The organism is Stenotrophomonas chelatiphaga, from assembly GCF_032054965.1.
Taxonomy (GTDB): Bacteria; Pseudomonadota; Gammaproteobacteria; order Xanthomonadales; family Xanthomonadaceae; genus Stenotrophomonas; species Stenotrophomonas chelatiphaga.
Map to the genome: position 1 here is coordinate 63,038 of NZ_DAMBRS010000003.1, position 22,987 is coordinate 86,024.

Here is a 22,987-nt window from a genome sequence, read left to right on the forward strand (position 1 = left end):
CATGGCCGGCCCCGTTCCCCCGGGTCAGGACGACATCACCACTGCAGGCCGGCGCCGACCGAGAAGCCCCAGTCGCGCATGGTGTTGCCGCTGGCCTGGGCTTTGTAGACCCAGCGGCCGTTGTCGGTGATGCCGGACAGGCCCAGCGCCATGCCGTACTCGCTCTGGTAGCCACCGAAGGCCATCGACAACATGCTCTTGCCCGGCAGGTACGCCTGCGGCAGGCCGGCCATCGCCATCGCCGCGGCAGTGGCGCTGCGGTAGCCGCGGTCCAGCTGCCACAGGTCGTCTTCAACCTTGCCGATGCGCGCATCGGTGTACTGGTTGGCCGAGGTGATGGCCTGGTTGACGCCCGCGGTGAGCTGGTTGACGTTGGTCGCATCGGTGCCGGCGATGCCGGCCGCAACGCCGGTCAACGTACGGCCGCCGATGTTGACCTCACCGGTGGAGGTGCTGCTGCCCACGTACGCGGCGTTGTAGCCGGTCTGTGCGCCCACCGTGGTCTTCGAGCCCTGGCCCAGCGCCACGCTGTTGTCGTGGCTGGCAACGGCACCCTGGCCGATGGCGGTGCTGTTGACGCCGCTGGCCACGGCTTGGTTGCCCAGTGCCGTGCTGTTGGTGCCCGACGCCACCGCGCCGTTGCCGCCGGCCACCGCGTTCTGGCCGGTGGGCAGCGGCTTGACCAGGTCACCGGTCTGGCTGACCTGGAACATGCCGTCGGCACCGTATTCGATGTCGGTGACCTTGGCGGCGGTGGTGCCCGCGATCTGGTTGGCGTTGCGGATATCGCCTTCCACGCTGGTCATGCGGCCATCCAGGTCGGTGATGTCACCCTGGATATCCACCACGTCGTTGCGGATGTCGGTGATGTCGCCACGGATATCGATGAGGTCGCCTTCGATGGTGGTGACGCGGTTGTCGATGCCGTCGATACGGGTGTTCACCGTGCCGATCTGGGTGTCGGTGTACTGCTTGGAATCGCCCACCGCGCTGGCAACGCCGGCGTTGAGCTGGCTGACGTTGACCGCATCGGTCGCCGCCGAGCCGGCTGCCACGCCGGTGACCTGGCGGCCACCGAGGTTCATTTCACCGGTCGAGCTGGAATTGCCGACATAGGCACCCTGGTAGTTCGCCTGCGCGCCCACCGTGGTAGCCGAACCGGCACCCATCGCGATGCTGTTGCCATGGCTGGCTACCGCGCCGCTGCCGAAGGCCAGGCTGTTCACTGCCTGCGCATTCGCACCTGCACCGAGTGCCAGGCTGCCGGTGCCGGCGGCGACTGCGCCCACGCCCATGGCAACGGCCTGGTCGCCATCGGCTTCAGCATCGCGGCCCGCGGCGATTGCATCGGCACCGGTCGCGCCGTCGTTGGCTTCATTGCCGCCACCGGTGGAGTTGACGCTGTAGTAGCGGGTACGACCGGCTTCGATGGCATCGCCCATCTGGTCCAGGTTGACCGCATCGGTGCCGTCCACGCCCGCAGCGACGTTCGTGATGCGGCTGCCGCCGGCGTCGATCCCGGCGCTGGTGATGCTCGGGCCACCGACCAGGGTCAGGCCGTTGTTGTTCAGCAGGGTGTTGCCGATGACCACGCTGCCAGTGCTGCCCAGGTCCAGGTTCTGCTTCAGGGTGATCGCCACCACGCCGGCATCGTCCGCGCCGGTCTGGGCCACGTCCAGGTTGCTGTCACCGGTGAAGGTGACCTTGCCGTTCGGGCCGATGTTGGCGGTGTTGCCACCCGCATCGGTGACGTTCCAGCCGGCGTTGGCGACATCGCTGACCTGCTTGAGCTGGTCTTCGCTGGCAGCCTGGCCGCTGGTGATGTTGGCCGGATCGAAGGTCTTGTTGCTCAGCCCACCGATGGTGCCGGTGGCGCCGTTGAGCAGCAGCGTGTTCGCACCGCCGACGGTGATTGCCGTTGCACCGACGTTGCTGCTGTAGGTGCCATCGCTGACCGCCAGGCTGCCCGCGCCCAGCACGCTGGACGAGGTGCCGTCGTTGACCGCCACGCCAGCGTTGTCGAGCACGGTATTGCCGGTGGTGATGCTGCCGGTGCTGCCCAGGTCCAGGTTCTGCTTCAGGGTGATCGCCACCACGCCGGAATCGTCCGCACCGGTCTGGGCCACGTCCAGGTTGCTGTCACCGGTGAAGGTGACCTTGCCGTTCGGGCCGATGTTGGCGGTGTTGCCACCCGCATCGGTGACGTTCCAGCCGGCGTTTGCCACGTCGCTGACCTGCTTCAGCTGGTCTTCGCTGGCGGCCTGGCCGCTGGTGACGTTGGCCGGATCGAAGGTCTTGTTGCTCAATCCGCCGATGGTGCCGGTGGCGCCGTTGAGCACCAGCGTGTTCGCACCGCCCACGGTGATCGCCGTTGCACCGATGCGGGTGGTGCTGGTGCCATCGGTGACGGACAGGCCGTTGGTATCCAGCGTGGTGTTGCCGGCGGTCACGCTGCCGTTGGCACCCAGGTCGATGTCATCGGCCAGGCCGAAGGCCACATCGTTGCTGCCGGTGGTCTTGGTCAGCACGACGTTGCCGTCGGCCGAACGCAGGTCCACGCTGCTGCCGGTGGCGCTGGTCGAAGACACTTTCGATCCGTTCTGGCCATCGGCGCTGATGTCCCAGCCGGCACTGACGGTCTGGCTGACCGCGGCCAACTGGTCTTCACTGGCGGCGCGGCCGCTGGTGAAGTTGCCGGCGTCGAAGGTCTTGTTGGTCAGGCCGGTGACGGTACCGCCGGCACCATTGACCACGATCGGGCTGGCACCGCCAACCACCACGCTGGTCGCGCCGACCGTGGTGGCACCGCCGGCATTGCCGACCGTGAGGCCATCGACGGTGGTGCTGGCGAATGCAGTGCCGTTGTTGACCACCACGCCGTTGTTGTTGACCAGCGTGTTGCCGGTGGTGACGCTGCCGGTGGTGCCCAGGTCGATCTGCTTCTTCAGCGCGATGCCGACCACGCCGGCATCGTCGGCGCCGGTCTGCGCAACGTCCAGATTGGCGTCGCCGGTGAAGGTCACCTGGCCGTTCGGGCCGATGTTGGCGGTGTTGCCGTTGGCATCGGTGACGTTCCAGCCGGCATTGGCCAGATTGCTGACCTGCAGCAGCTGGTCTTCGCTGGCGGCCTGGCCGCTGACGATGTTGGCCGGGTCGAAGGTCTTGTTGCTCAGGCCCTTGACCGTGCCGGCCATGCCGTCGACGACCACCGGATTGGCACCACCCACCTGCAGGTTGGTGGTGTTCAGCTGGCTGGTGTGGGCGCCATCGAACACGGCCACGTTGCCCGCTGTGACGGCGGTGAAGCGGGTGCCATCACTCAGCAGGGCAATGCCTCCACCGACCATCGTGCTGCCCATGCCGTTGTTGATCTGCACGCCGTTGGTGTCGACCACCGTGCCGCCGGTGGTGACGCTGCCGGCGGTGCCCAGGTCGATCTGCTTCTTCAGCGCGATGCCGACCACGCCGGCATCGTCGGCGCCGGTCTGGGCCACGTCCAGGTTGGCGTCACCGGTGAAGGTGACCTGGCCGTTCGGACCGATGTTGGCGGCATTGCCGCCTGCATCGGTGACGTTCCAGCCGGCGTTGGCGACGTTGCTGACCTGCAGCAGCTGGTCTTCACTGGCGGCACGGCCGCTGGTGATGCTGGCCGGATTGAAGGTCTTGTTGGTCAGGCCGGTGACGGTGCCGCTGGTGCCATCGACCAGCAGCGGATTGGCACCGCCGACGGCCACGCTGGTGGCCCCGATGAGGGTCGTGTTGCCACCCGCGCCGACTGCCACGTTGCCTGCGGTGACAGTGGTAGCGGCGCTGCCATCGCGCACCACCGACGAACCAGCGTTGGTGATGTTGGACAGGGTGCCGTCGGTGATCGCGACGCCGGCGTTGTCGACCCGCGTGTTGCCGGTCTTCAGGCTGCCGTCGACGCCCAGGTCGATGTCTTCGGCGAGTTTGAACTCGACGGTGTTGCTGTCGGTGGTCTTGGTCACCGCCAGGTTGTTGTTGGCCGAACGTAGATCCATCGTGCTGCCAATGGTGCTGGTCGGGCCGACGTTGGTGGCGTTGGCGCCCTGCGCGGTCAGGTTGATGCCGCTGGCCGCACGGGTCAGTGCGCTGCCCACCGTCGTGTAGGTGTTGCTGCCCAGCTGGAAGCTGGTGACCACCTGGTGCGCGCTGCTGTTGTAGAAGGAGTTGCCACCCAGGCCGCTGGCGATGCTGCCGCCCACGCTGTCCAGGTTGGTGCCCAGTGCGGTCACGGCACGGTTGGTGGCGAACAGCTGGCTGCCATTGATGGCATCGGTGCTGGTGCCACTGATGCGACCGGCCGCCACGTTGGTGATGGTGCGCTTGATGGTGTCGGTGCCGACGCTGACCGTGCTGCCGGGGGTGGTACCGGCGAAGGCATAGTTGACGTTGTCGACCGTGGCGTTGGCAGTGCCTACCGCTGCTGCCGTCACCGAGTTGTGGCCCAGTGCCACGGCGTCGGCTTCGGCGGCAATCGCATCACGGCCGAAGGCGATGGCATCCGGGCCACTGGCACGGCTGCCGCGACCCAGTGCGAAGGCATCAGCGCCGCTGGCCTGCGCGTTGAAGCCGGCTGCGAAGCTGTTGACTGCCGTTGCCTGGCTGGTGGCGCCGACCGCGACGGCGTACTGCGCGGTTGCGGACGCCCCCGTGCCGGATGCGATGGCGGATTCGGCGGTAGCACGTGCATTGGTGCCGGTGGCATGTGCCGACACGCCGGTGGACGACGCATTGGTACCCACGGCATAGGCCGATGCCGCACTGGCGCTGGCGCCGTTACCCAGCGCGGTAGCGCTGTTCTGGACAGCCTGCGCGCCGTTGCCGATGGCCACTGCATTGATGTTGTTGGCAACGTCCGCAGGCAGCGGGTTGGCAATACCGGCGACCGCGCCCCTGCCCAGTGCGACACCATTTACTGCATAACCCCGCGAATCGGTGCCCGAGGCGATGGCATCCACACCGGACGCCTGCGCGTCGGTACCGCTGGCCTGCGAGCGAAGGCCGCTGGCGCGCGCCCGCGTACCTTCGGCCATCGCGTCGATCCCGGTGGCATGGGCGTCGTAGCCCTGGGCCACCGCACGTTCTTCCGATGCCAGCGCGCTGCGGCCCATGGCGATGCCGTCGTCGGCAGACACTTCTGCCTCGGTGCCGATGACGATCGCGTTGTTGACCGTGGCAACCGGCGACTTCGGATCGGCCTGCGCATCGGTGCCGATGGTGATGGAATTGTTGCCGCTGCTCACCGCCCGATCACCGATCGCGATGCCCGAACGACCGTACGCATAGCTCTCATTGCCGACCACGGTGGATGCCACGCCCAGTGCGTTGACATCACTGCCGATGGCGACCGCGCTGGCAGCCTGCGCGCGCGTGCGGTAACCCAGCGCCAGTGCTTCGTTGCCGGTCGCATCGGCCTGCGGGCCGATGGCGGTGGCATTGCTGCCGGTGGCACCGGCGTTGTCGCGGTTGGCTGCATCGGTGGACTTGATGCTGACGTACTTACTGCTGTTGTTGGCAACCGTTTCGTTCAGCTGGGTCAGGTTGACCGCATCAGTGCCCAGCACGCCGGCGTTGATGTTACTGATGCCGCCGCCCGCGTTGCGCACTACTGCATTCGCCGGCAGGGTGCTGACGGTGCCGTTGGTGACCGCACCCAGCGCTTCGGTTACGGTATTGAACTTGAATTCGTTGTTGTTGGTGTCGCGCAGCGTGATCTGCGAGAAATTGCCACTCGCGGGATCCACGCTGACCTCGCCGCCGATCAGGTTGGCCACGGTCTGCTGGGTCGCGCGCAGCTGGCCGACGTTGACGGCGTCATAGCGCTGTGCGCCATCGGCCACGTTGACGATGCGCCGCTGGGCGCCAGCCGACGTATTGCCGACCGACACCACGTTGGACGTCGGCGCGGTTCCGGTCAGGTACCCGTTACCGACCAGGTCACTGTTGCGTGCTTCGGAGGCAAAGCCGAGTGCCACGTTGCCGTTTTCGGCCACCGTGTTGCGGCCCAGTGCCACGCCGTGCGCACCTGCATTGCTTTCGGTACCCACGGCTACCGCGCCGACGCCCTGCGCCGTGGCGCCGTAGCCGAAGGCGGTGGCGTCGCTGTCTGCGCTGGCGCCGCTACCCACGGCGACTGATCGCTCGCGGTTGCCAACGCCGTTGTTGGCCTGGTAGCCGATGGCCACGTTGAAGTCGCCGGTGAGGCCGGAACCGGCCTGGCTGCCGATGGCGATGTTCTGGTCACCGGTGACATTCGCGCCGGCCTGGAAGCCGATCGCAGTGGTCTGGTTGCCGGCCACGTTGGTGCCTGCACCGGTGCCGATGGCGATGTGCGACGTGCGGTCACCTGCAGCGTTGCCCACCGTGCCCACACCGGCGCCGCTGCCCAGCGAGATGCTGTCGGGGGTTTCTGCTTCTGCTGCGTTGCCGGCTGCGATGGCGCTGCCGCCGCTTGCCGTGGCCTGGCCCAGTGCGATGCTGTTGGCGCCCAGCGCCTGGGCGTCGGTACCGACGGCCGTGGCCCGGGTCGCCGTCACGCGTGCATTGACGCCGATGGCGACGGCTTCGATCGCGGTCATTCCTTCGGCACGCGCGTTGCTGCCGATGGCGATGGTGTCGGTGGCGTATTCGGAGTCCACGCTCGCCGCATTACCGATCACGATGCTGCTGTTGGCCTTGGTCGACGCATCCATGCCGATGGCGATGGCGGCGTTTGCCGGTGCCACCTGCACGCCGTCGACGTGGGCGCGGGTGCCAATGACGATGGCATCGTCGGCGTAACGCGTGCCGATCGTGGCCTGGTCACCCAGCACCACACTGCGTGCGGCATCGGTGTTTGCCCCACGGCCCATGGCGATGGCGGCCTCTGCGGTGAGGTCGGTGTTGGCGCCATCACCTGCGGCGATGCTGTGGTAGCCCTCGGCAATCGTGTTCGGACCGATGGCAACCGACTGGCCACCCAGCGCCTGTGAATCGGCGGCTGCGGAGTTCGCGTGGAAGTACTTCACGCCGGCGCCGACCGTGTACAACTCATCGCGCAGCGAGTAGATCTGGCCGCCGTTGACGGCTTCGGTGCTGGTCGCGGTGATCGCGCCATTGGCCACGCCGGTGACCACGCGGTTGCCGGCGTTGATGCCGGTGGTGGTGACGCTGGGGCCGTTGGTGATGCGCAGGCCGGTGTTGTCGACCGTGGTCGCACCGGTGGTGACGCTGCCGGTCGCGCCCAGGTTGAGGTTCGGGTTGAGCGCCACGCGCACCGCGCCGTTGTCATCGGTGCCGGTCTGGGTGAGCGTGATGTTGCTGTCGCCCTGGAAGGTCACCGTGCCGCCCGGGCCGATGTTGGCGCTGCTGCCGCCAACGGCCACGTTCCAGCCAGCATTGGCCGAATCGCTCACCACCTTGAGCTGTTCTTCGGTGGCTGCGCGGCCGGCGGTGTAGCTGCCGTTGGCATTCCAGGTGCGATTGGACAGGCCACGCAGTTCGTTGTTGCCGGCGTCCATCACCAGGCTGCCCACGCTGATCGCGTTGGCGCCGATGGCAACGGCCGCGCCCACGCGCAGGCCTTCATTGTCCAGCACGGTCTGGCCGGCGGTCACCGAGCCATCCGGGCCGAGGTCCATGTCCTGCGCATGTGCGCCCATCGAAGCCAATGCCAAGGCAACGCCCAGCGCCAGGCGCGCATGCGCACCACCGCGCTGGGTGCCCACTGCACCGACCGTGGCGCCGCCGCCGTCACTGCTGGCGAGTTCCGAGGCGACCACGATCCGGCCGAGCGCTTTGTTCCAGATCTTCCGGTAAATCTTGTTCATTGAAGGTTCTCTACGGGAGTGACGAAGTCGACGGCCCGCTGCTGGTGGCCGCACATGAGGGCGGCCGCCGCTGCACGTGGCAGCTGCGGTCCGCAGGAGCGCGCCAGCTGGCGGGCTGACCGGTGATCGGTTGGGGAACAGCAGCGGATTGCGTGGTGGGAACCACGCGCGCACAGGAAATCGACAGGCCCGCAGGGCCCGTGCATGGCAGATTCAAGGCGAAGCAAAGCACCGCCCGCGCTTGCGCGCGACGTCAGGTACTGCGACATACAGAATTGCCCCCTGTACGACCCGAACGGGTCGTTACCGTTCACCAGGCCAGGGGCGGTTTGAGAGTGCGGGGGCCGGCGTTCGCACGGGGGCGAAAGCCAGGTTCCTTGGCACGTGATCAACCATCCACTGGTCTACCGAACAACGCAATCCTAACAATGTGTGATTGACGTCGTCAATAAAGTGAGCGGTCCGTCACACTAAAGTCGTATCGGAGGGCGGCGCGCTACAGTGGGGACTCCCCGCTACTGTCACTGCCGATGCGAATCCGCCAGATCACCCTTCCCGTATCCGACCCCGCCAGCGTCGCGCACTACTTCCGCGACGTCCTGCAGTTGCGTGTGGAGGAAAACCAGGTGGTGATCGGCTGGAGCACCATTACGCTCGTTCCCGCCGCCGGGCGACCCCTCGGTGGCGTGCACCTGGCCTTCAACGTGCCGGACAACCGCTTCGGCGAGGCAATGTCGTGGCTGCGCGCACGCACCCGGTTGCAACGCTCGCCCGATGGCAAGGACTACTTCGCACTGCAGAGCCATTGGCAATCACAGTCGGTGTATTTCACCGGACCCGATGGCCTGATCCTGGAGTTGATTGGACGCAGGCGCCTTCCCGCTTCAACGCGTGCCGGCGCCTTCGATGGCAGCGAGATCACCTGCCTCAGCGAGGTCGGCCTGCCGGTTACCGATGTGCCTTCGATGCAGCAGTTGCTTGCGGACACGCTTGCGCTGGCACCGCTGTCCGAGCCAACCCCTGTCTTCGCGCCGATGGGCGACGACGAAGGCCTGCTGATCGTCGTGGACGCGGCTCGGCACTGGTTCCCCGAGCAGGTCGACCTGCCCAATGCACAGGGAATCGTGGTGACGATCGAGACCCCTGGCGACGCGGCCGACGTAGGCGATGCAGATCACGGCTGGCGCGTGCGCAGCACGTCGGCCACCACATAAAACAAGGCCCCGCAGGTGCGGGGCCTTGTCTCTTCAGCGTAGGGCATCAACTCATTCTTCTTCTTCGTTGGTGCCCTGCTGCTGGTTCTTGTTCTTCTGCTGATCCTGCTGCTGTTGCTGCTGCTGGCCTTTCTGGTCCTGCTGGCCCTGCTGGTTCTGCTGACCCTGCTGACCCTGCTGGTTCTTCTGGTCCTGGTTCTGCTGATTCTGCTGGTTAGCCATCTGGATGACTCCGTAAAGCCGCATGCGGAATGCCGCGGTCATGGCCATCCTCTGCAGGCATTGGTTAACCATGCGTGCGTATCTGTGGAGGACGGCATCACGCGCCTGCCGAAGGGCCTTGGAACAGGGCTGCAGGCCTTGTGGGACAAGCACCTTAAGAGTTCATGCGGGGAATGCATGTGTTCATGGCGCGGTGTGCTTTGGGCTATTCATGCGAGGCCCGGATCGTGACGTTCCGATGACGATTACCCGGGAGCGTGACGACCAACGGTCGTCCCACACCAACGGTCGTCACCTGCTGATGCCGGAAGGCCCGGGTCAGGGCATGACCGGCGGCACGTACTCCAAGGTCATGCCCAGCAGCCACAGCAGGCCCAGCACCAGCGGGATGTGCACCAGCAGCTGGATGAAGGTGAAGCCCACGATGTCGCGCGCCTTCAAGCCGAGCACGCCCAGCAGCGGCAGCATCCAGAACGGGTTGATCAGGTTGGGCAGCGCTTCGGCTGCGTTGTAGACCTGCACCGCCCAGCCCAGGTGCGCCTGCAGTTCGTTCGCTGCCTGCATGACGTACGGCGCTTCGATGATCCACTTGCCGCCACCTGACGGCACGAAGAAGCCGAGCACCGCCGAATAAACGCCCATCACCAGCGCAAAGGTATCCGTGCTGGCGATGTGCACGAACACGGTGGAAAGACGATGCGCCAGGGTCTCACCGTCGGCGCCGGCGGCATGGGTGAGGATCATCGCGATGCCGCCGTAGAGCGGGAACTGGATCAGCACGCCGGTGGTGCTCGGCACGGCCTTGGCCACCGCGTTGAGGAAGCTGCGCGGGCGCCAGTGCAGCAGCAGGCCCAGCGAGATGAACAGGAAGTTGTAGGTGTTGAGGTTGGCGATGGCGCTGACCACCGGCTTGCTGGCGAACTCGTTGGCCAGCCAGCCGAAGGCCAGCAGCGAAAGCAGCACGGTCAGCAGCGGGCTGTATTCCAGCCATTCGCCGGGGCGCGTACGCGGCTGCAGCGGTTCGGCCTCGGCCTGGGCGGCGCCCTGGAAATCAGCGGCGACGCGGGCGGTGGCCTCGCGCGGGGCCGTGAACCAGGCCACCAGCAGCGACACCACGATCAGGGCGGCGGTCAGCACGATCGACTGCCACAGGAAGATGGTTTCGGTGAACGGCAGCACGCCGGTGATCTCCACCAGGCCCGGCGGCATGCTGGCCGGGTTCGCCTGCAGCTGCGCGGCCGATGAGCTCAGGCCCATCGCCCACACCGCGCCCAGGCCAAGGTAGGCCGATGCGCCAGCGGCGCGGTAATCCATGCGCAGGTCTTCGCGGCGCGCCAGCGCGCGCACCAGCAGGCCGCCGAACACCAGCGAGAAGCCCCAGCTGAGCAGCGAGGCCAGCATGCTGACCAGGCCTACGTACACCACCGCGCCCCGGCCGGTCCTCGGCGCGCGGGCGAGGAAATCGATGAAGCGCGCCACGATCGGCGCTGTGGCCAGCGCGTAGCCGCCGATCACCACGAAGGCCATCTGCATGGTGAAGGGGATCAGGCTCCAGAAGCCGTTGCCGAAGCTCTCCGCGGTGGCCTGCGGGGTCGCGCCGAAGCCGATGGCGGTGACCGCCACGATGACCACGCCCAGCACCGCGAACACATAGGCATCCGGGAACCACTTCTCTGCCCAGGCCGCCGAACGCAGCGCCGCGCGCGCCATCCAGCCATCCTGTACCACCGCCGTGCTGGCCATCGCCTTACCCTCCCCAAGGTTGATGGAGGGATTGTGCGGGCCCGCGCCGGACCTGTCTGCACCCTATTGGTAGTAACCCCGGTAGTGACGGCCGGCCCTGGTGGGTGACGACCGTTGGTCGTCACGCCGGTGCCCTGGTAGTGACGGCCGCTGGCCGTCATGCCGCTGCCCCGGTAGTGACGGCCGCTGGCCGTCACGCCGTTGCCCCGGTAGTGACGGCCGCTGGCCGTCATGCCGTTGCCCTGGTGGGTGACGACCGCTGGCCGTCACGCCGTTGCCCTGGTAGTGACGGCCGCTGGCCGTCATGCCGCTGCCCTGGTGGGTGACGACCGTTGGTCGTCACGCTTTTGCAGCGCTACCGCTGCCTCAGCACCTCAGCGCAGCGCCAGCGCCACCGCGATCCCCACGAACAGCGCCGCCCCCACCCAGTTGTTGTGCAGGAACGCCTTGAAGCACGGATCGCGCTCGCGGTTGCGGCACAGCCAGAACTCATACGCCACCAGCCCCGCCGCCACGCCCACCGAAACGAAGTAGTAAGCCCCCAGCTCCGCCCGCACGCCCACCAGCGTCATCGCCGCCAGGAACAGCGCATACAACACGCCCTGGATCACCAGATCCAGATCGCCGAACAGGATGGCCGTGGAGTGCGAGCCCATCTTCAGGTCGTCATCGCGGTCCACCATGGCGTACCAGGTGTCATACGCGGTGGACCACAGGATGTTGCCCACGTACAGCAGCCACGCCAGCGCCGGCACCTCACCCTGCACGGCCGCGAAAGCCATCGGAATACCCCAGCCGAAGGCCATGCCCAGATACACCTGCGGCAGGTGCGTGTAGCGCTTCAGGTAGGGGTAGCTGGCCGCCAGGAAGATCCCGACGAAGCTCAGCGCCACGGTCAGCCAGTTCAAGGTAAGCACCAGCGCGAACGCCACCAGCATCAGCACCGCGAACAGGACCAGCGCATGCCGGCCGCGTACCGCACCGCTGGCCAGCGGACGGTCCTTGGTGCGCTTGACGTGGGGGTCCAGCCAGCGGTCGGCGTAGTCATTGATCACGCAGCCCGCCGACCGGGTCAACCAGACCCCAGCGGTGAAAACAAACAGCGTCCACAGCGGCGGCAGCCCGCCGGAGGCCAGCCACAGGGCCCACCAGGTGGGCCACAGCAGCAGCAACGTGCCGATCGGGCGATCGGCGCGCATCAGTTTCCAGTAGTGCCGCCAGCGCGGCGTCGCATCCCCGGAGGGAGCGTGAAGGGGAGCATGTGACATGGGGAAATGATACTCCCGCCGGCCAAAGGCCTTCGTAGTGACGACCGCTGGTCGTCATGCTTCAGCAATCGGTGGGCGACGACCACTTCGGTGGGTGACGACCGTTGGTCGTCACGCCTTGGCCTTCCACCGGGCACCGCCCGGTGATACCAGAGCCGTCAGTACAACGGCCTCAATCCTTGCCGTCGGACTTGTACTCGTAATACCCGTAGCTGTAATAGCCCGTCGCGCGCTTTTCCACCGCGTTGAAGATCGCGCCCTTGATCTGCACGCCGTTCTGTTCGAAGCGCTGCAGGGTGAGCAGGATTTCCTTCGCCTGGTTCACACCGAAGCGCGTTACCAGCAGGCTTGAACCCGCATGCGTAGCGACCAGCGCCGCATCGGTCACGGCCAGGATCGGCGGGGTATCGACGATGACCAGATCGTACTGCGCCGACAGCGACTCCAGCATCTGCTGGAAGCGCGGATGCATCAGCAGCTCGGCGGGGTTCGGCGGAATATCACCACGCACCATGTAGTGCATGTTGTCCAGGCCGGGCACCGGGTGAATGGCCGCTTCAACCGCCAGCTTGCCGCCCAGCACGTCCGACAGGCCCTTCTGGTGCGAGATGCCCAGCAGCTTGTGCAGGGTGCCCTTGCGCATGTCCGCATCGATCACCAGCACGCGTTGGCCAGCCTGCGCGATGACCGCACCCAGGTTGCTGGACACGAACGTCTTGCCCACGCCCGGACGCGGGCCGGAGATGGTCAGGATGTTGTTCTTCGCTTCCAGCATGGCGAAGTGCAGGCTGGTGCGCAGGCTGCGCAGTGCTTCCACGGTGGGGTCAGCCGGCGAGGTCACAGCCAGCAGATGCTGGCGACCATCGGCAATGACGCGCGTGCCGTGCTTGCCCTTGCGCAGCTTCGGCAGCGTGGTGGACACGCTGAGCGGGATGGCGGCGTAGACCGGCAGGCCGAGTTCCTCAATCTGCGAAGGGTCCTCGATGCCTGGGTTCAGCATGCGCTGCAGGAACACGAAGGCCGTGGCGAGGAAGGCGCCAAGCAGGGTCGCGATGGCTACGATCAGCGACTTGCGCGGCTTCACCGGGTGAGCGATGTCCACGGCGGCCGGATCCACGATGCGCACGTTACCCACGGCACCGGCGCGGGCCACGTCCAACTGCTGGGCCTGGTTGAGCAGCGCGGTGTACATCTCGTTGCTGACCTGCAGATCGCGCGTCAGGCGCAGCAGTTCCTGCTGGGTGTCCGGCAACTGGCCTACCTGGCGCTGGAAGCCGACCTTGCGACCCTCCAGGCTGCTGATCTGGCTCAACAGCGCACGATACGCCGGATGTTCACGGGTGAAGCTGCGATCCATCTCCGCCTGCTTCAGGCGGAGCTGCTGGATACTGGCTTCAACGGCCACCTCCTGGTCCAGCAGACCCTTGGTCTGCATGGTGATGTCGACCGAGTTCGCTTTCGACTGGTAGGCGGTCATCGCCACCTGTGCCTGCTCAACCTGGCGGCGGACAACCGGCAACTGCTCACGCACGAAATCAAGCTGGGAAGCGGCTTCGGCCGAGCTGCGCTCGACGTTCTGGCGAACGTAGGCATCGGCGACGCGGGCGATGACCGCCTCGGCCAGCATCGGATCCTCGTTCTCGTAGCTGAGTTGCAGAATGCCCGATTCCTTGCCCTGCTCGACGGCCTGCACCGCCTGCTGCAGGCTGGACACCACATCGAAGCGGCGCAGCTTGACCAGGTCGAAGCGCGTATCCGGATTGGCGCGCAATGCGACCACTTCGAGGGTCACGCCCCGGCCTTCAGCAGCTTTACCGGCCTGGCCGCGCAGGATTTCTTCACCGTCGTCGTCGTACAGCACGAAGCTGCCCGATGCGCCGGCCTGCAGCACCAACGGCGCGCCGATCATCTGGACCGGCACGTCAAGGCGATGGATCTGCACCGCTTCGCCACCCCAGCCGTAGCTGCTGGCACCGAAACGCGGTGGCGCAACGGCATCCGGGGTTTCCGGCTTGAACTTGCGTGCGAAGTACTCGCCCACCAACGGGAATCGACGCGGGGTGATCACGGTGTCCAGCTGCAACTGGTCCACCGCAGTGCCAATGACAGTGCGCGAAGTCAGCAGCGCGACTTCGGTCGTGGCTGCGGCGCTGGTCGCAGCGCCCATCGAGGCAAGATCGGAAATACCAGGAATAGCCGGCACCTTCGATTCAACCTGCACCATGGACTGTGCCTGGTACACCGGAGAAGCGAGCAGGGCGTAGGCAGCGCCGACGATGAAGAAGAGCACCGTCGTGCCAATGATCCACCACTTACGGTCAATCAGGACGCCCAGCAGCTCCCGCAGATCGATCTCGTCTTCCTTGACCACACTTGATCCCGTTTGCTTTGTCATTGCTTCCACTTGATTCAGGACCCGCCGCGCAAGGCACAACGCGGGTCGGTCGGATTTCTATATCAGGGCGGCCCAGGACAACCGCTCCTACGGGCCACCAACCGCGTTGCATCATGAAGCCTATCGAAGGGATCAATTCCTTTCCCTATCAAGCACTTGAACCCAATAGTCAGGGCCAAGCGCAACAGTTTACCGCATCACAGCAAACGAACGGGCCATTAGTGCAGGCTGGCGCCGAGAAAAGTGTGACGCAGTTCCGCCGAAACTCGCTACCGATCAGGCGTGTCCCGTGACGCCATATTCGGCATGCCGCGTGAGCCCACGATTGGTATCATCGCTGCCCGTTGGCGAGGGCATGAACTCGTTCATGGCCCTCTGCGCAAGCAGCCATCCGGTATCGGACAATAGTGATCAGGACTGAAGGACCAGTATCCATGCCAGCGCAACAGATATCCGGCACCCCCCTCTTCCGAAGCACCGCTGAGAATGAATCACGCCATGCATGCGATGGCTGCAAGTGTGATTGCGGTGGAATCTGTCGCATCTGCCTGTAGTACGATCCCCTACGCTTGCGGGGAGCAGCCCGACAGGGTGCACCCAGCGGCACAAGTTCCATTAGTAACGGGTAGTGGCGAACAGTGGTGCGTCTGAGGGGACACGCGCCGTCACTGGATTTGCCATTCCTGCCTCCCCCATTGCAGTGCGTAAAAGATACGAAGGATCCCCCGCAATGAAGATTGCCGTGGCCGGGACAGGGTATGTCGGCCTGTCCAATGCTGTCCTGTTGGCACAGCACCACCAGGTTGTTGCATTTGATATCAACGCCGCACGCGTGGAAAAGATCAATGCGCGTCAGGCGCCGATTGAAGACCGGGAAATCGAGGATTTCCTTGCGAACAAGCCACTGAACCTGGTTGCCACGCTGGATCGGCGCCAGGCTTACGAAGGCGCTTCGTTCGTCATCATTGCAACGCCGACCGACTACGACCCGCAGACGAATTACTTCAACACCAGTTCGGTGGAGTCGGTGATCCGCGACGTGCTGGAGATCAATCCCGATGCCGTGATGATCATCAAATCCACCGTCCCGGTTGGCTGCACTACCCAACTGCGCGAACGCTACGGCACCGCGAACATCATCTTCTCACCGGAGTTCCTGCGCGAAGGCCGAGCCCTGTATGACAACCTGCATCCCAGCCGCATCATCGTGGGCGAGCGCTCCGAGCGCGCCGCGACGTTTGCCGGGTTGCTGCAGGAAGGCGCCGTCCGCAAGGACGTGCCGACGCTGTTCACCGATGCGAGCGAAGCCGAGGCGATCAAGTTGTTCGCCAATACCTATCTGGCGATGCGCGTTGCCTACTTCAACGAACTGGATACGTACGCTGCCACTGCTGGCATGGATACGCGGCAGATCATTGAAGGCGTGAGCCTGGACCCGCGCATTGGCGGCCATTACAACAACCCCTCGTTCGGCTACGGAGGTTACTGCCTCCCGAAGGACACCAAGCAGTTACTGGCCAACTACAACAACGTGCCGCAGAACCTTATCAATGCGATCGTGGATGCGAACCGGACGCGCAAGGATTTTGTGGCTGATGACGTGATTCGGCGCAAACCCCGGGTCGTAGGCATCCATCGACTGGTAATGAAGGCTGGATCGGACAACTTCCGGGCATCCGCCATCCAAGGCGTGATGAAGCGGATCAAAGCCAAGGGCATCGACGTCATCGTTTACGAACCCGTGCTGGATGAGACGAGCTTCTATGGATCGCGGGTGGAGAAGGATCTTGAAGCCTTCAAGCGCCAAGCAGATGTCATCGTGGCCAATCGGGTGACCGACGAGCTGCAGGATGTCGTGGACAAGGTTTACAGCCGCGATCTTTTTGGCGCTGATTGAGCCTTGGACGGAGTTATTGGAATGCGCCCTCGCGTACGATTTGGCGACTTCGCCATCGATTGCCTGTCCAGACATGACCTCGTGCACCTGGCCCTGAGCGACTGCGAGCAGGACGTGCCTGCCCGCCTCGTTTTTGATGCTAATGGGCACGCACTTTCGCTCGCGCGGACTGACGCCAGCTATCGCAAGAATGTGCAGCAAGCCGACCTGATCCACGCGGACGGGGGCTTCTTGGTGACGCTGTCAAAACGCCTGAACCTACCGGAAATTCCGGAGCGAAGTGCCACCACGGACATGATCCATGACTTCGCAGCGGGTTTCAGCGGCACGGGACATGGCTTTTTCCTGCTCGGCGGCGAAGAGCGCGTCAACAGGGAGTGCTCAGACATCCTTTCCAACCAGTACCCGGGCCTGAAGATGTCGGGCCGCCGGAACGGGTTCTTTTCAGCCGACGAAGAGGCAGCCGTAGTTGAAGCTATCAACGCAAGCGGCGCGGCCATCCTTTGGGTTGGGCTTGGCAAACCGAAGGAGCAGGATTTCTGCGTACGGTGGCGCGACAAGTTGAATGTCCGCTGGATCATCTCCTGCGGCGGTTGCTACAACTACATTACAGGGGACTACGGTCGAGCACCCGATTGGATGCAGCGGATGAACATTGAATGGATTCATCGCATGGCTACGGAGCCACGGAAGCTGTTCTGGCGGTATGCGATCACGACCCCTCATGCCCTGTGGATAGCCTTGCGCGATCACGGCGCCCCCCAAGATACGAACTGAAGGAATCTCCATGTACGCAATTATTGATGGCGGCGTGACCCCGAAAGGACGCGTGCGCGTCAGCGGTGCGAAGAATTCCGCTACGCGGCTCCTATCGGCCGCGTTGCTGAGTGATGACGTTGTCGAGCTCTCGAACTTCCCTACCCGGCTCGTCGATGTATCGCATAAGGTGAAATTCTGCGAGAGGCTCGGCGCAGATATCACGGTCAACCACGAGAACGAGCACGTCATTGTGCGCGCTGCCGCGCTTCAATCAAAGAAGCTGACGCGCGAGGAGTTCGATATTCCCATCAGGACCACCTACCTGCTCGCTGCAGGCCAGGTCATCCGATCGGGTGTCGCACGCGTCCCCTATCCGGGCGGCTGTCCCATTGGCGGCGGCAGTGGCGGCGGGCGTGGATACGACCTGCATGTAATGGTGTGGGAGGCCCTTGGGGGCAAGGTCATCGAGCGTGATGATCACATTGAGGTTGCAGCGCCAGACGGCTTCGTTGGCGGCTCGATCAATTTCCCGATCAGCACCGTGGGCGGCACGGAAAATGCCCTGCTTTGTGCCAGCGTGGCGCACGGCCGCACGCAGATATTCAACGCCTACATAACGCCCGAAGTTGAAGATCTGATCGCCCTCCTGCGCCGAATGGGCGCAGACATCGCAGTTTTCGGCACGAGCCATATCGTCGTCGAGGGGCGCGGCGGCAAGCTTGCCGGCGCTCGCATGCCGGTGATGACGGACCGGATCGAGGCGCTTACGTGGGTGGTGTACGCGATCCTGGCCAAGGGCGAGATCACCATCGACCACGTTCCGTTTTCCTCGATGCAGGTGCCTCTGGTGCATATCGAGCAAGCCGGCGTCGATCTGCTCAAGAGCTCGCGTTCAATCCACGTCACGCCGGACTGCCTGACCTCGGGCATCGTCCAGCCGTTTGAACTGGCGTGCGGCGCCCATCCGGGGATCATCTCCGACATGCAGGCCTTCTACGTGATGCTGGGCCTAGCTGCATCAGGCACTTCACGCATCTTCGACTATCGCTACCCCGAACGCATCGCATTCGTCCACGAACTGGCGAAGCTGGTTGAGGGCGACCACCTGCAAGCAGAGCGGGGGAAGATCACAGTGCATGGTCCAGCGACCTTCAAGTCCGGTGTTGCGGACTCCACCGACCTGCGCGGCAGCATGGCTGCCGTCATTGCCGCACTCTGCGCGCCCGGTCAGTCGAAGATCCTCAATGTCCAAATGGCCCTGCGTGGCTACAACGACCTCCATGGAAAGCTGAGCAAACTCGGCGCTCGTGTATCAATCTTCGAAGAGAACGCCTGATGTCCTCCGAGACCTTGGCAAAACCCAGCAGTTCGCTCGCCGCATTTCTAGCAAGCGAGGTGCCGGGCCGCGTCCGCGAGAATGTCTCGCTTGCCGAGGTCTCACGGTGGCGTATTGGCGGGCCAGCATCTGTATATGTTGAACCACGCACGACAGAAGAAGCCGCACGTGTCATGGCCCTCATGGCAGATCGGCCGGAGCCTCTGTTCGTCATGGGGGATGCTTCAAATACGCTCTTTGACGATGCAGGCTTCTCCGGGGCCATCCTGCGTATTGGCCGAAATCTTTCGCAGATGCGCATAGACGGCCAAACCGTCTGGGCGCAAGCCGGTACATGGGTTCCTCGCTTCTCCCTGGCTGTCAGCGACGCGGGCCTTTCGGGCGCTGAGCACACCATCGGGATTCCAGGAACCCTGGGTGGCCTTATCGCGATGAACGGGGGCAGTCAGCGCAAGGGAATTGGCCTCAACGTCGCCGAAGTCTTGTGTGCCGATGAGCAGGGCCAATTGTTCCGGCTGAACCAGGCCGAGTGCGGATTTGCATATCGCACCTCATCGCTGCAGGGCCGCCGCGCTGTAATCCTGGAAGCTGCGCTTGTATTTGAACCGGGTGACCGCCGCGGGATACGGCGCGAAATGCTGCGGATCATGCGCGACCGGAGGAACAAGTTCCCTCAAAAGCTTCCAAACTGTGGCTCCACTTTCTTGTCGAACCCCAGGATGTACGAGCACGTTGGTCCTCCCGGCAGGGCGATTGAGGAGGCAGGGCTTAAAGGACTGACACGCGGGGGCGCTCAGATATCGCCGCTGCATGCCAATTTCATTGTCAACAATGGCGGCGCAACTTCGGCAGACGTGCTTTGGCTGATTGCAAATATCCGCAATCGTGTCTTCGCCAGAACGGGCTACAAGATGGACTGTGAGGTTAGACATCTGTCCGCTGACGGATTGCTTCGGCCCGCCCATGAGGCGGCCGAGAACTTTAACCCGCCTGCCGAGATCTAATGAAGCTTCCTCGTCTTTTTGAGAGACTCTTCGGCGGGAACGCCTCGAAGGTCTTTCGTGGCATGGCCACGTTAGCCGCCGGCACAGGTGTAGGGCGGTTGGTAGGCCTTGCCTCAATCCCTGTACTGACGAGACTCTACGATCCACATCACTACGGCGTGCTCGCGGTGTTCACCGGCATCGTAAGCTTACTTGCTCCGCTGCTCAACCTACGATACCCCCTCGCAATTCCGCTTCCCCGTCGTGATAGAACGGCGGCTAGTCTCCTGTTTCTTTCTGCTGCCTGCATTGGAGTTACCACCCTCTTGGCTGCGGCGACACTTTATTTCGCTGCCCCATACGTTTTCCGCCAACTCTCCATGGAAGTACTCATTCCCTGGTGGTGGTTGATCGTCCTGGGCTCTGCAGCGATTGCTTGCTATGAGTGCCTAACCATGTGGGCTACACGCAAGAAAGCTTACGCCACTATCGCGAAAACCCTTGTCACGCAATCCATCATAGGCGAAGGCATAAAAATCAGCCTGGGCCTGCTCGCCTTCAAGCCCTTCGGCCTTCTAATTGGACAGGTTGCATCCCAAAGCGCGGGTACTGGCGCATTGATCTATCAGTCGAGAACCCAGCTGGTTCAGTACGCCAGAGACTGTGATTTCGGGCTGATCAAGCATCTGGCGCAACATTACCGCACTTACGCCACGTACAGGCTCGCATCCCAATTCCTCTTGGTGCTCTCAGTTCAGGCGCCAATATTCATCGTGGCCAAATACTACGAGGCTTCACTGACAGGCCAACTGGGATTGGCGTTCATGGCACTGGCCCTTCCCGTCAATCTTCTAGGTGAGAGCATGGCGAGGGCATACTATGCTGAGATTTCCGCAATCGGCCGCCGGAATCCTCAAAAAGTAAAGCACCTGACGTTCTCAGTCATCAAGCGCCTTCTCGCTCTTTCCCTGCCGCCAACATTTGTACTGGCTCTATTCGGAAAGGAGATTTTTGAAGTCGCGTTCGGACGGGAGTGGTCAGAGGCAGGGATCTATGCATCGATTCTTGCCCTCTATCTCGCATTCCAATTCATTCAAAAGCCTGTTTCCTATCTTCTTTATCTGTACAACGGGCAGCGGCAGCTCCTTGTAATCAACGCACAGCGCGTGATACTGACCATCGCTTGCTTCATGATTGGCGGTTCAATGGGTGCAACCATGACTACCGTGCTTTGGTTCTATTCGCTCGTTATGTCAATTCACTATTCCGTCAGTGTAGTTCTCGCGCTGAGGGCGATCCCCGCAGTTGCACCCGTTGAATAATAATGCCGGAGGGCCCTATATTGCATCCTGAACCCTCACAGAAGAAGCCACGTGTATCAGTCGTATGCGCATGGTTCAATCGCGCGGACGTGCTGCAGGAGACGGTCAACGCACTGCTTGAGCAGAATCATGATTCATTCGAAGTCGTGGTCGTCAACGACGGAAGTACTGATCCGAGGGTACGAGACCTGCTAGATGGCTATAGCGATCCACGCCTGATAGCGATTCATCAGGAAAACGGAGGATTTGTAAAGGCGATCAAGGCGGCCATCAAAGCCTCTAGCGGATCCTACATAGCCATCCAAGGCGCAGGGGATGTGTCCCTTCAAGGACGACTAACCAAGCAATCGGATTTGCTCGATATGCATCCAGCAGTGGGCATCGTAGGCTGCATGCGCGCGGAAGTGGTCTATGGCGGGACGGAGCATGGAGCGAGTGCAGTGAGCCCCACCCCCACCAGGCAGCCGATGCTGGACGATCTCCTCTACCGCTCTAATCCGTTCAGCCACGGAGAGGTGATGTTCCGGAGGGCGATTTACGATCAGGTTGGAGGATACAGGGACTTCTTCAAATTTGCGCAGGACCGTGATCTATGGATTCGGATGGCCCCTTTCTGTGAAATGCGGGTTATAGCTGAAGTCCTCTACGAGCGCCGAGCTTTCGTGGCTGACGGGATCGCGTCGAACCATGGAAAACTGGCGCTTCAACAGGCGTTCTCCAACTTCGCTCGTCAATGCCATTTCGACAGGATTGCTAACGGACGCGACTTTATCGAACTTTACGGTGTTTGCGGCGGGCTGTTCCGCAGGCCGAGCGCGTCGTATGCCCGCTCACTCGCAAAAATGTCCATTCAGTCTTACTACTCTGGCAATACCGAGAAAGGGCAGACCTTTGCAAGATGGGCGCTTAGTGAGAAGGCTACGGGCACCACCATCGCGACGTCACTGGCATCGTGGGTACTCAGTCGCTCAACTGTCATACTCTCTCTTTTCAGAACGCTCCTATCAAAACATCCCAAGTCTGCAATTTGGCCACGTTCATGATCCTCAGCACACCGTCACCACAGGAGCGCGCCAGTCTCCCCTCTGTTTCAGTCATCATCCCTGTCTACAATAGAGCATTCTCCATACGCGATGCGCTTGTATCTGTTCAGTCCCAGAGCTTCGGCGACCTTGAGTGCATAATCGTCGATGACGGTTCAGAAGACCACGTGCAGCTGACTGAAACTGTTCAGTCACTTGATGATGCTCGCTTTCGAATTGTCCATCAACCTAACTTGGGCGGAAGTTCCGCTCGTAACCGCGGCATCTCGGAGGCGGCGGGGAAATACCTTGCTTTCCTCGACTCAGACGATACGTTTTTCCCGGATCACTTGTATCAGGCACTATCTGCGCTCCGGGAAGAAGACGAGAACCTAGTGGTGTACGGAGCCATACTTGTCGACCGCGGCGATGAGAGGACCTTCCTGAAGCCGCATCGCGGCATTCTTCCGAACGAAAACGTCTCCGAATACCTTCTTTGCGAAGGTGGTTTCATGCAAACTTCAACCCTCGTTCTGCGGGCCGACATGGCTCGGCGCGTAGGGTTCGCCCCTGGACTTAGATTCGGACAAGACACGGACTTTGCCATTCGACTCGCGGCTGCGGGGGCGCGATTCAGGATGATAGAAGGCGTCCAGGCCCGCTGGATGGATCAATCAGCGCCTGGCCGTGTCTCAAGTTCGCTGGACCCGGCAGTGCGTATCAATTGGCTCACTAGTGTTGACTCCCTAATAACACGAAAGGCGCGACGAAGCGACGAAGGATGGCACCTCGCGAAATGTATATCGAAGCAGGGACGGCCTTTTGCCGCACTGGCCCTTTACGCCAGAGCTGTCTTGACCGGGTGCTATCGGCCAGCACTCGCTGTGCGGATTGGGCTGCAGATTTTTGTGCCCACGAGTATGTACCGACGTGCTTCAGATGTGATCGTTGCAATCAGGGGCCATAAGAAAGGCGAGAACAAAGCGTGATCAGC

At 63.2% G+C, this 22,987-nt stretch carries 13 protein-coding genes; 8 read left to right on the forward strand and 5 right to left on the reverse strand.

Annotation, left to right across the window (positions count from 1 at the left end; translation table 11 throughout):
• Positions 1 to 35: 35 nt before the first annotated feature.
• Positions 36 to 7,832 (reverse strand): YadA-like family protein, encoded by a 7,797-nt coding sequence (locus tag RTX79_RS06530; protein ID WP_312682852.1) that lies wholly within the window; start codon positions 7,830 to 7,832, stop codon positions 36 to 38.
• 530 nt (positions 7,833 to 8,362) lie between these two features.
• Here RTX79_RS06530 and RTX79_RS06535 point away from each other — a divergent pair.
• Complete coding sequence (locus RTX79_RS06535; protein ID WP_312682853.1) at positions 8,363 to 9,046, forward strand: VOC family protein; 684 nt, start codon at positions 8,363 to 8,365, stop codon at positions 9,044 to 9,046.
• Between the two features lie 51 nt (positions 9,047 to 9,097).
• On the opposite strand, the gene RTX79_RS06540 is transcribed toward RTX79_RS06535, so the two are convergent.
• The 4 genes from RTX79_RS06540 to RTX79_RS06555 all read right to left on the reverse strand — a co-directional run bounded on the left by RTX79_RS06540 (position 9,098) and on the right by RTX79_RS06555 (position 14,674).
• Positions 9,098 to 9,268 carry a hypothetical protein gene (locus RTX79_RS06540; protein ID WP_170184009.1) on the reverse strand — a complete coding sequence of 57 codons (171 nt, stop codon included), beginning with the start codon at positions 9,266 to 9,268 and terminating at the stop codon, positions 9,098 to 9,100.
• Between the two features lie 318 nt (positions 9,269 to 9,586).
• The gene (locus tag RTX79_RS06545) at positions 9,587 to 11,011 is read right to left on the reverse strand and encodes a short-chain fatty acid transporter (RefSeq protein WP_312682854.1); all 1,425 of its coding nucleotides are present in this window, start codon (positions 11,009 to 11,011) and stop codon (positions 9,587 to 9,589) included.
• 374 nt (positions 11,012 to 11,385) lie between these two features.
• Positions 11,386 to 12,279 carry a 4-hydroxybenzoate octaprenyltransferase gene (ubiA, locus tag RTX79_RS06550; protein ID WP_312682855.1) on the reverse strand — a complete coding sequence of 298 codons (894 nt, stop codon included), beginning with the start codon at positions 12,277 to 12,279 and terminating at the stop codon, positions 11,386 to 11,388.
• Positions 12,280 to 12,451: 172 nt separating this feature from the next.
• The gene (locus RTX79_RS06555) at positions 12,452 to 14,674 is read right to left on the reverse strand and encodes a polysaccharide biosynthesis tyrosine autokinase (RefSeq protein WP_312682856.1); all 2,223 of its coding nucleotides are present in this window, start codon (positions 14,672 to 14,674) and stop codon (positions 12,452 to 12,454) included.
• Between the two features lie 730 nt (positions 14,675 to 15,404).
• Here RTX79_RS06555 and RTX79_RS06560 point away from each other — a divergent pair.
• Genes RTX79_RS06560 through RTX79_RS06590 form a run of 7 tightly spaced genes read left to right on the forward strand, consistent with a single transcriptional unit; the run spans position 15,405 to position 22,982 of the window.
• Positions 15,405 to 16,571, forward strand: coding sequence for a nucleotide sugar dehydrogenase (locus tag RTX79_RS06560; RefSeq protein ID WP_312682857.1), 1,167 nt, complete (start codon positions 15,405 to 15,407; stop codon positions 16,569 to 16,571).
• Positions 16,572 to 16,592: 21 nt separating this feature from the next.
• Positions 16,593 to 17,348, forward strand: a complete 756-nt coding sequence (locus RTX79_RS06565; protein ID WP_312682858.1) for a WecB/TagA/CpsF family glycosyltransferase — start codon at positions 16,593 to 16,595, stop codon at positions 17,346 to 17,348.
• Positions 17,349 to 17,358: 10 nt separating this feature from the next.
• Complete coding sequence (locus RTX79_RS06570; protein WP_312682859.1) at positions 17,359 to 18,666, forward strand: UDP-N-acetylglucosamine 1-carboxyvinyltransferase; 1,308 nt, start codon at positions 17,359 to 17,361, stop codon at positions 18,664 to 18,666.
• The gene (gene murB, locus RTX79_RS06575) at positions 18,666 to 19,670 is read left to right on the forward strand and encodes a UDP-N-acetylmuramate dehydrogenase (protein WP_312682860.1); all 1,005 of its coding nucleotides are present in this window, start codon (positions 18,666 to 18,668) and stop codon (positions 19,668 to 19,670) included. The genes RTX79_RS06570 and murB overlap by 1 nt, the downstream gene beginning before the upstream one ends.
• Complete coding sequence (locus tag RTX79_RS06580; protein WP_312682861.1) at positions 19,670 to 20,971, forward strand: oligosaccharide flippase family protein; 1,302 nt, start codon at positions 19,670 to 19,672, stop codon at positions 20,969 to 20,971. The genes murB and RTX79_RS06580 overlap by 1 nt, the downstream gene beginning before the upstream one ends.
• Positions 20,972 to 20,991: 20 nt before the next feature.
• Complete coding sequence (locus RTX79_RS06585; protein WP_312682862.1) at positions 20,992 to 22,014, forward strand: glycosyltransferase family 2 protein; 1,023 nt, start codon at positions 20,992 to 20,994, stop codon at positions 22,012 to 22,014.
• Positions 22,011 to 22,982 (forward strand): glycosyltransferase family 2 protein, encoded by a 972-nt coding sequence (locus RTX79_RS06590; RefSeq protein WP_312682863.1) that lies wholly within the window; start codon positions 22,011 to 22,013, stop codon positions 22,980 to 22,982. Before RTX79_RS06585 ends, RTX79_RS06590 begins: the two co-directional genes overlap by 4 nt.
• Positions 22,983 to 22,987 lie beyond the last annotated feature (5 nt).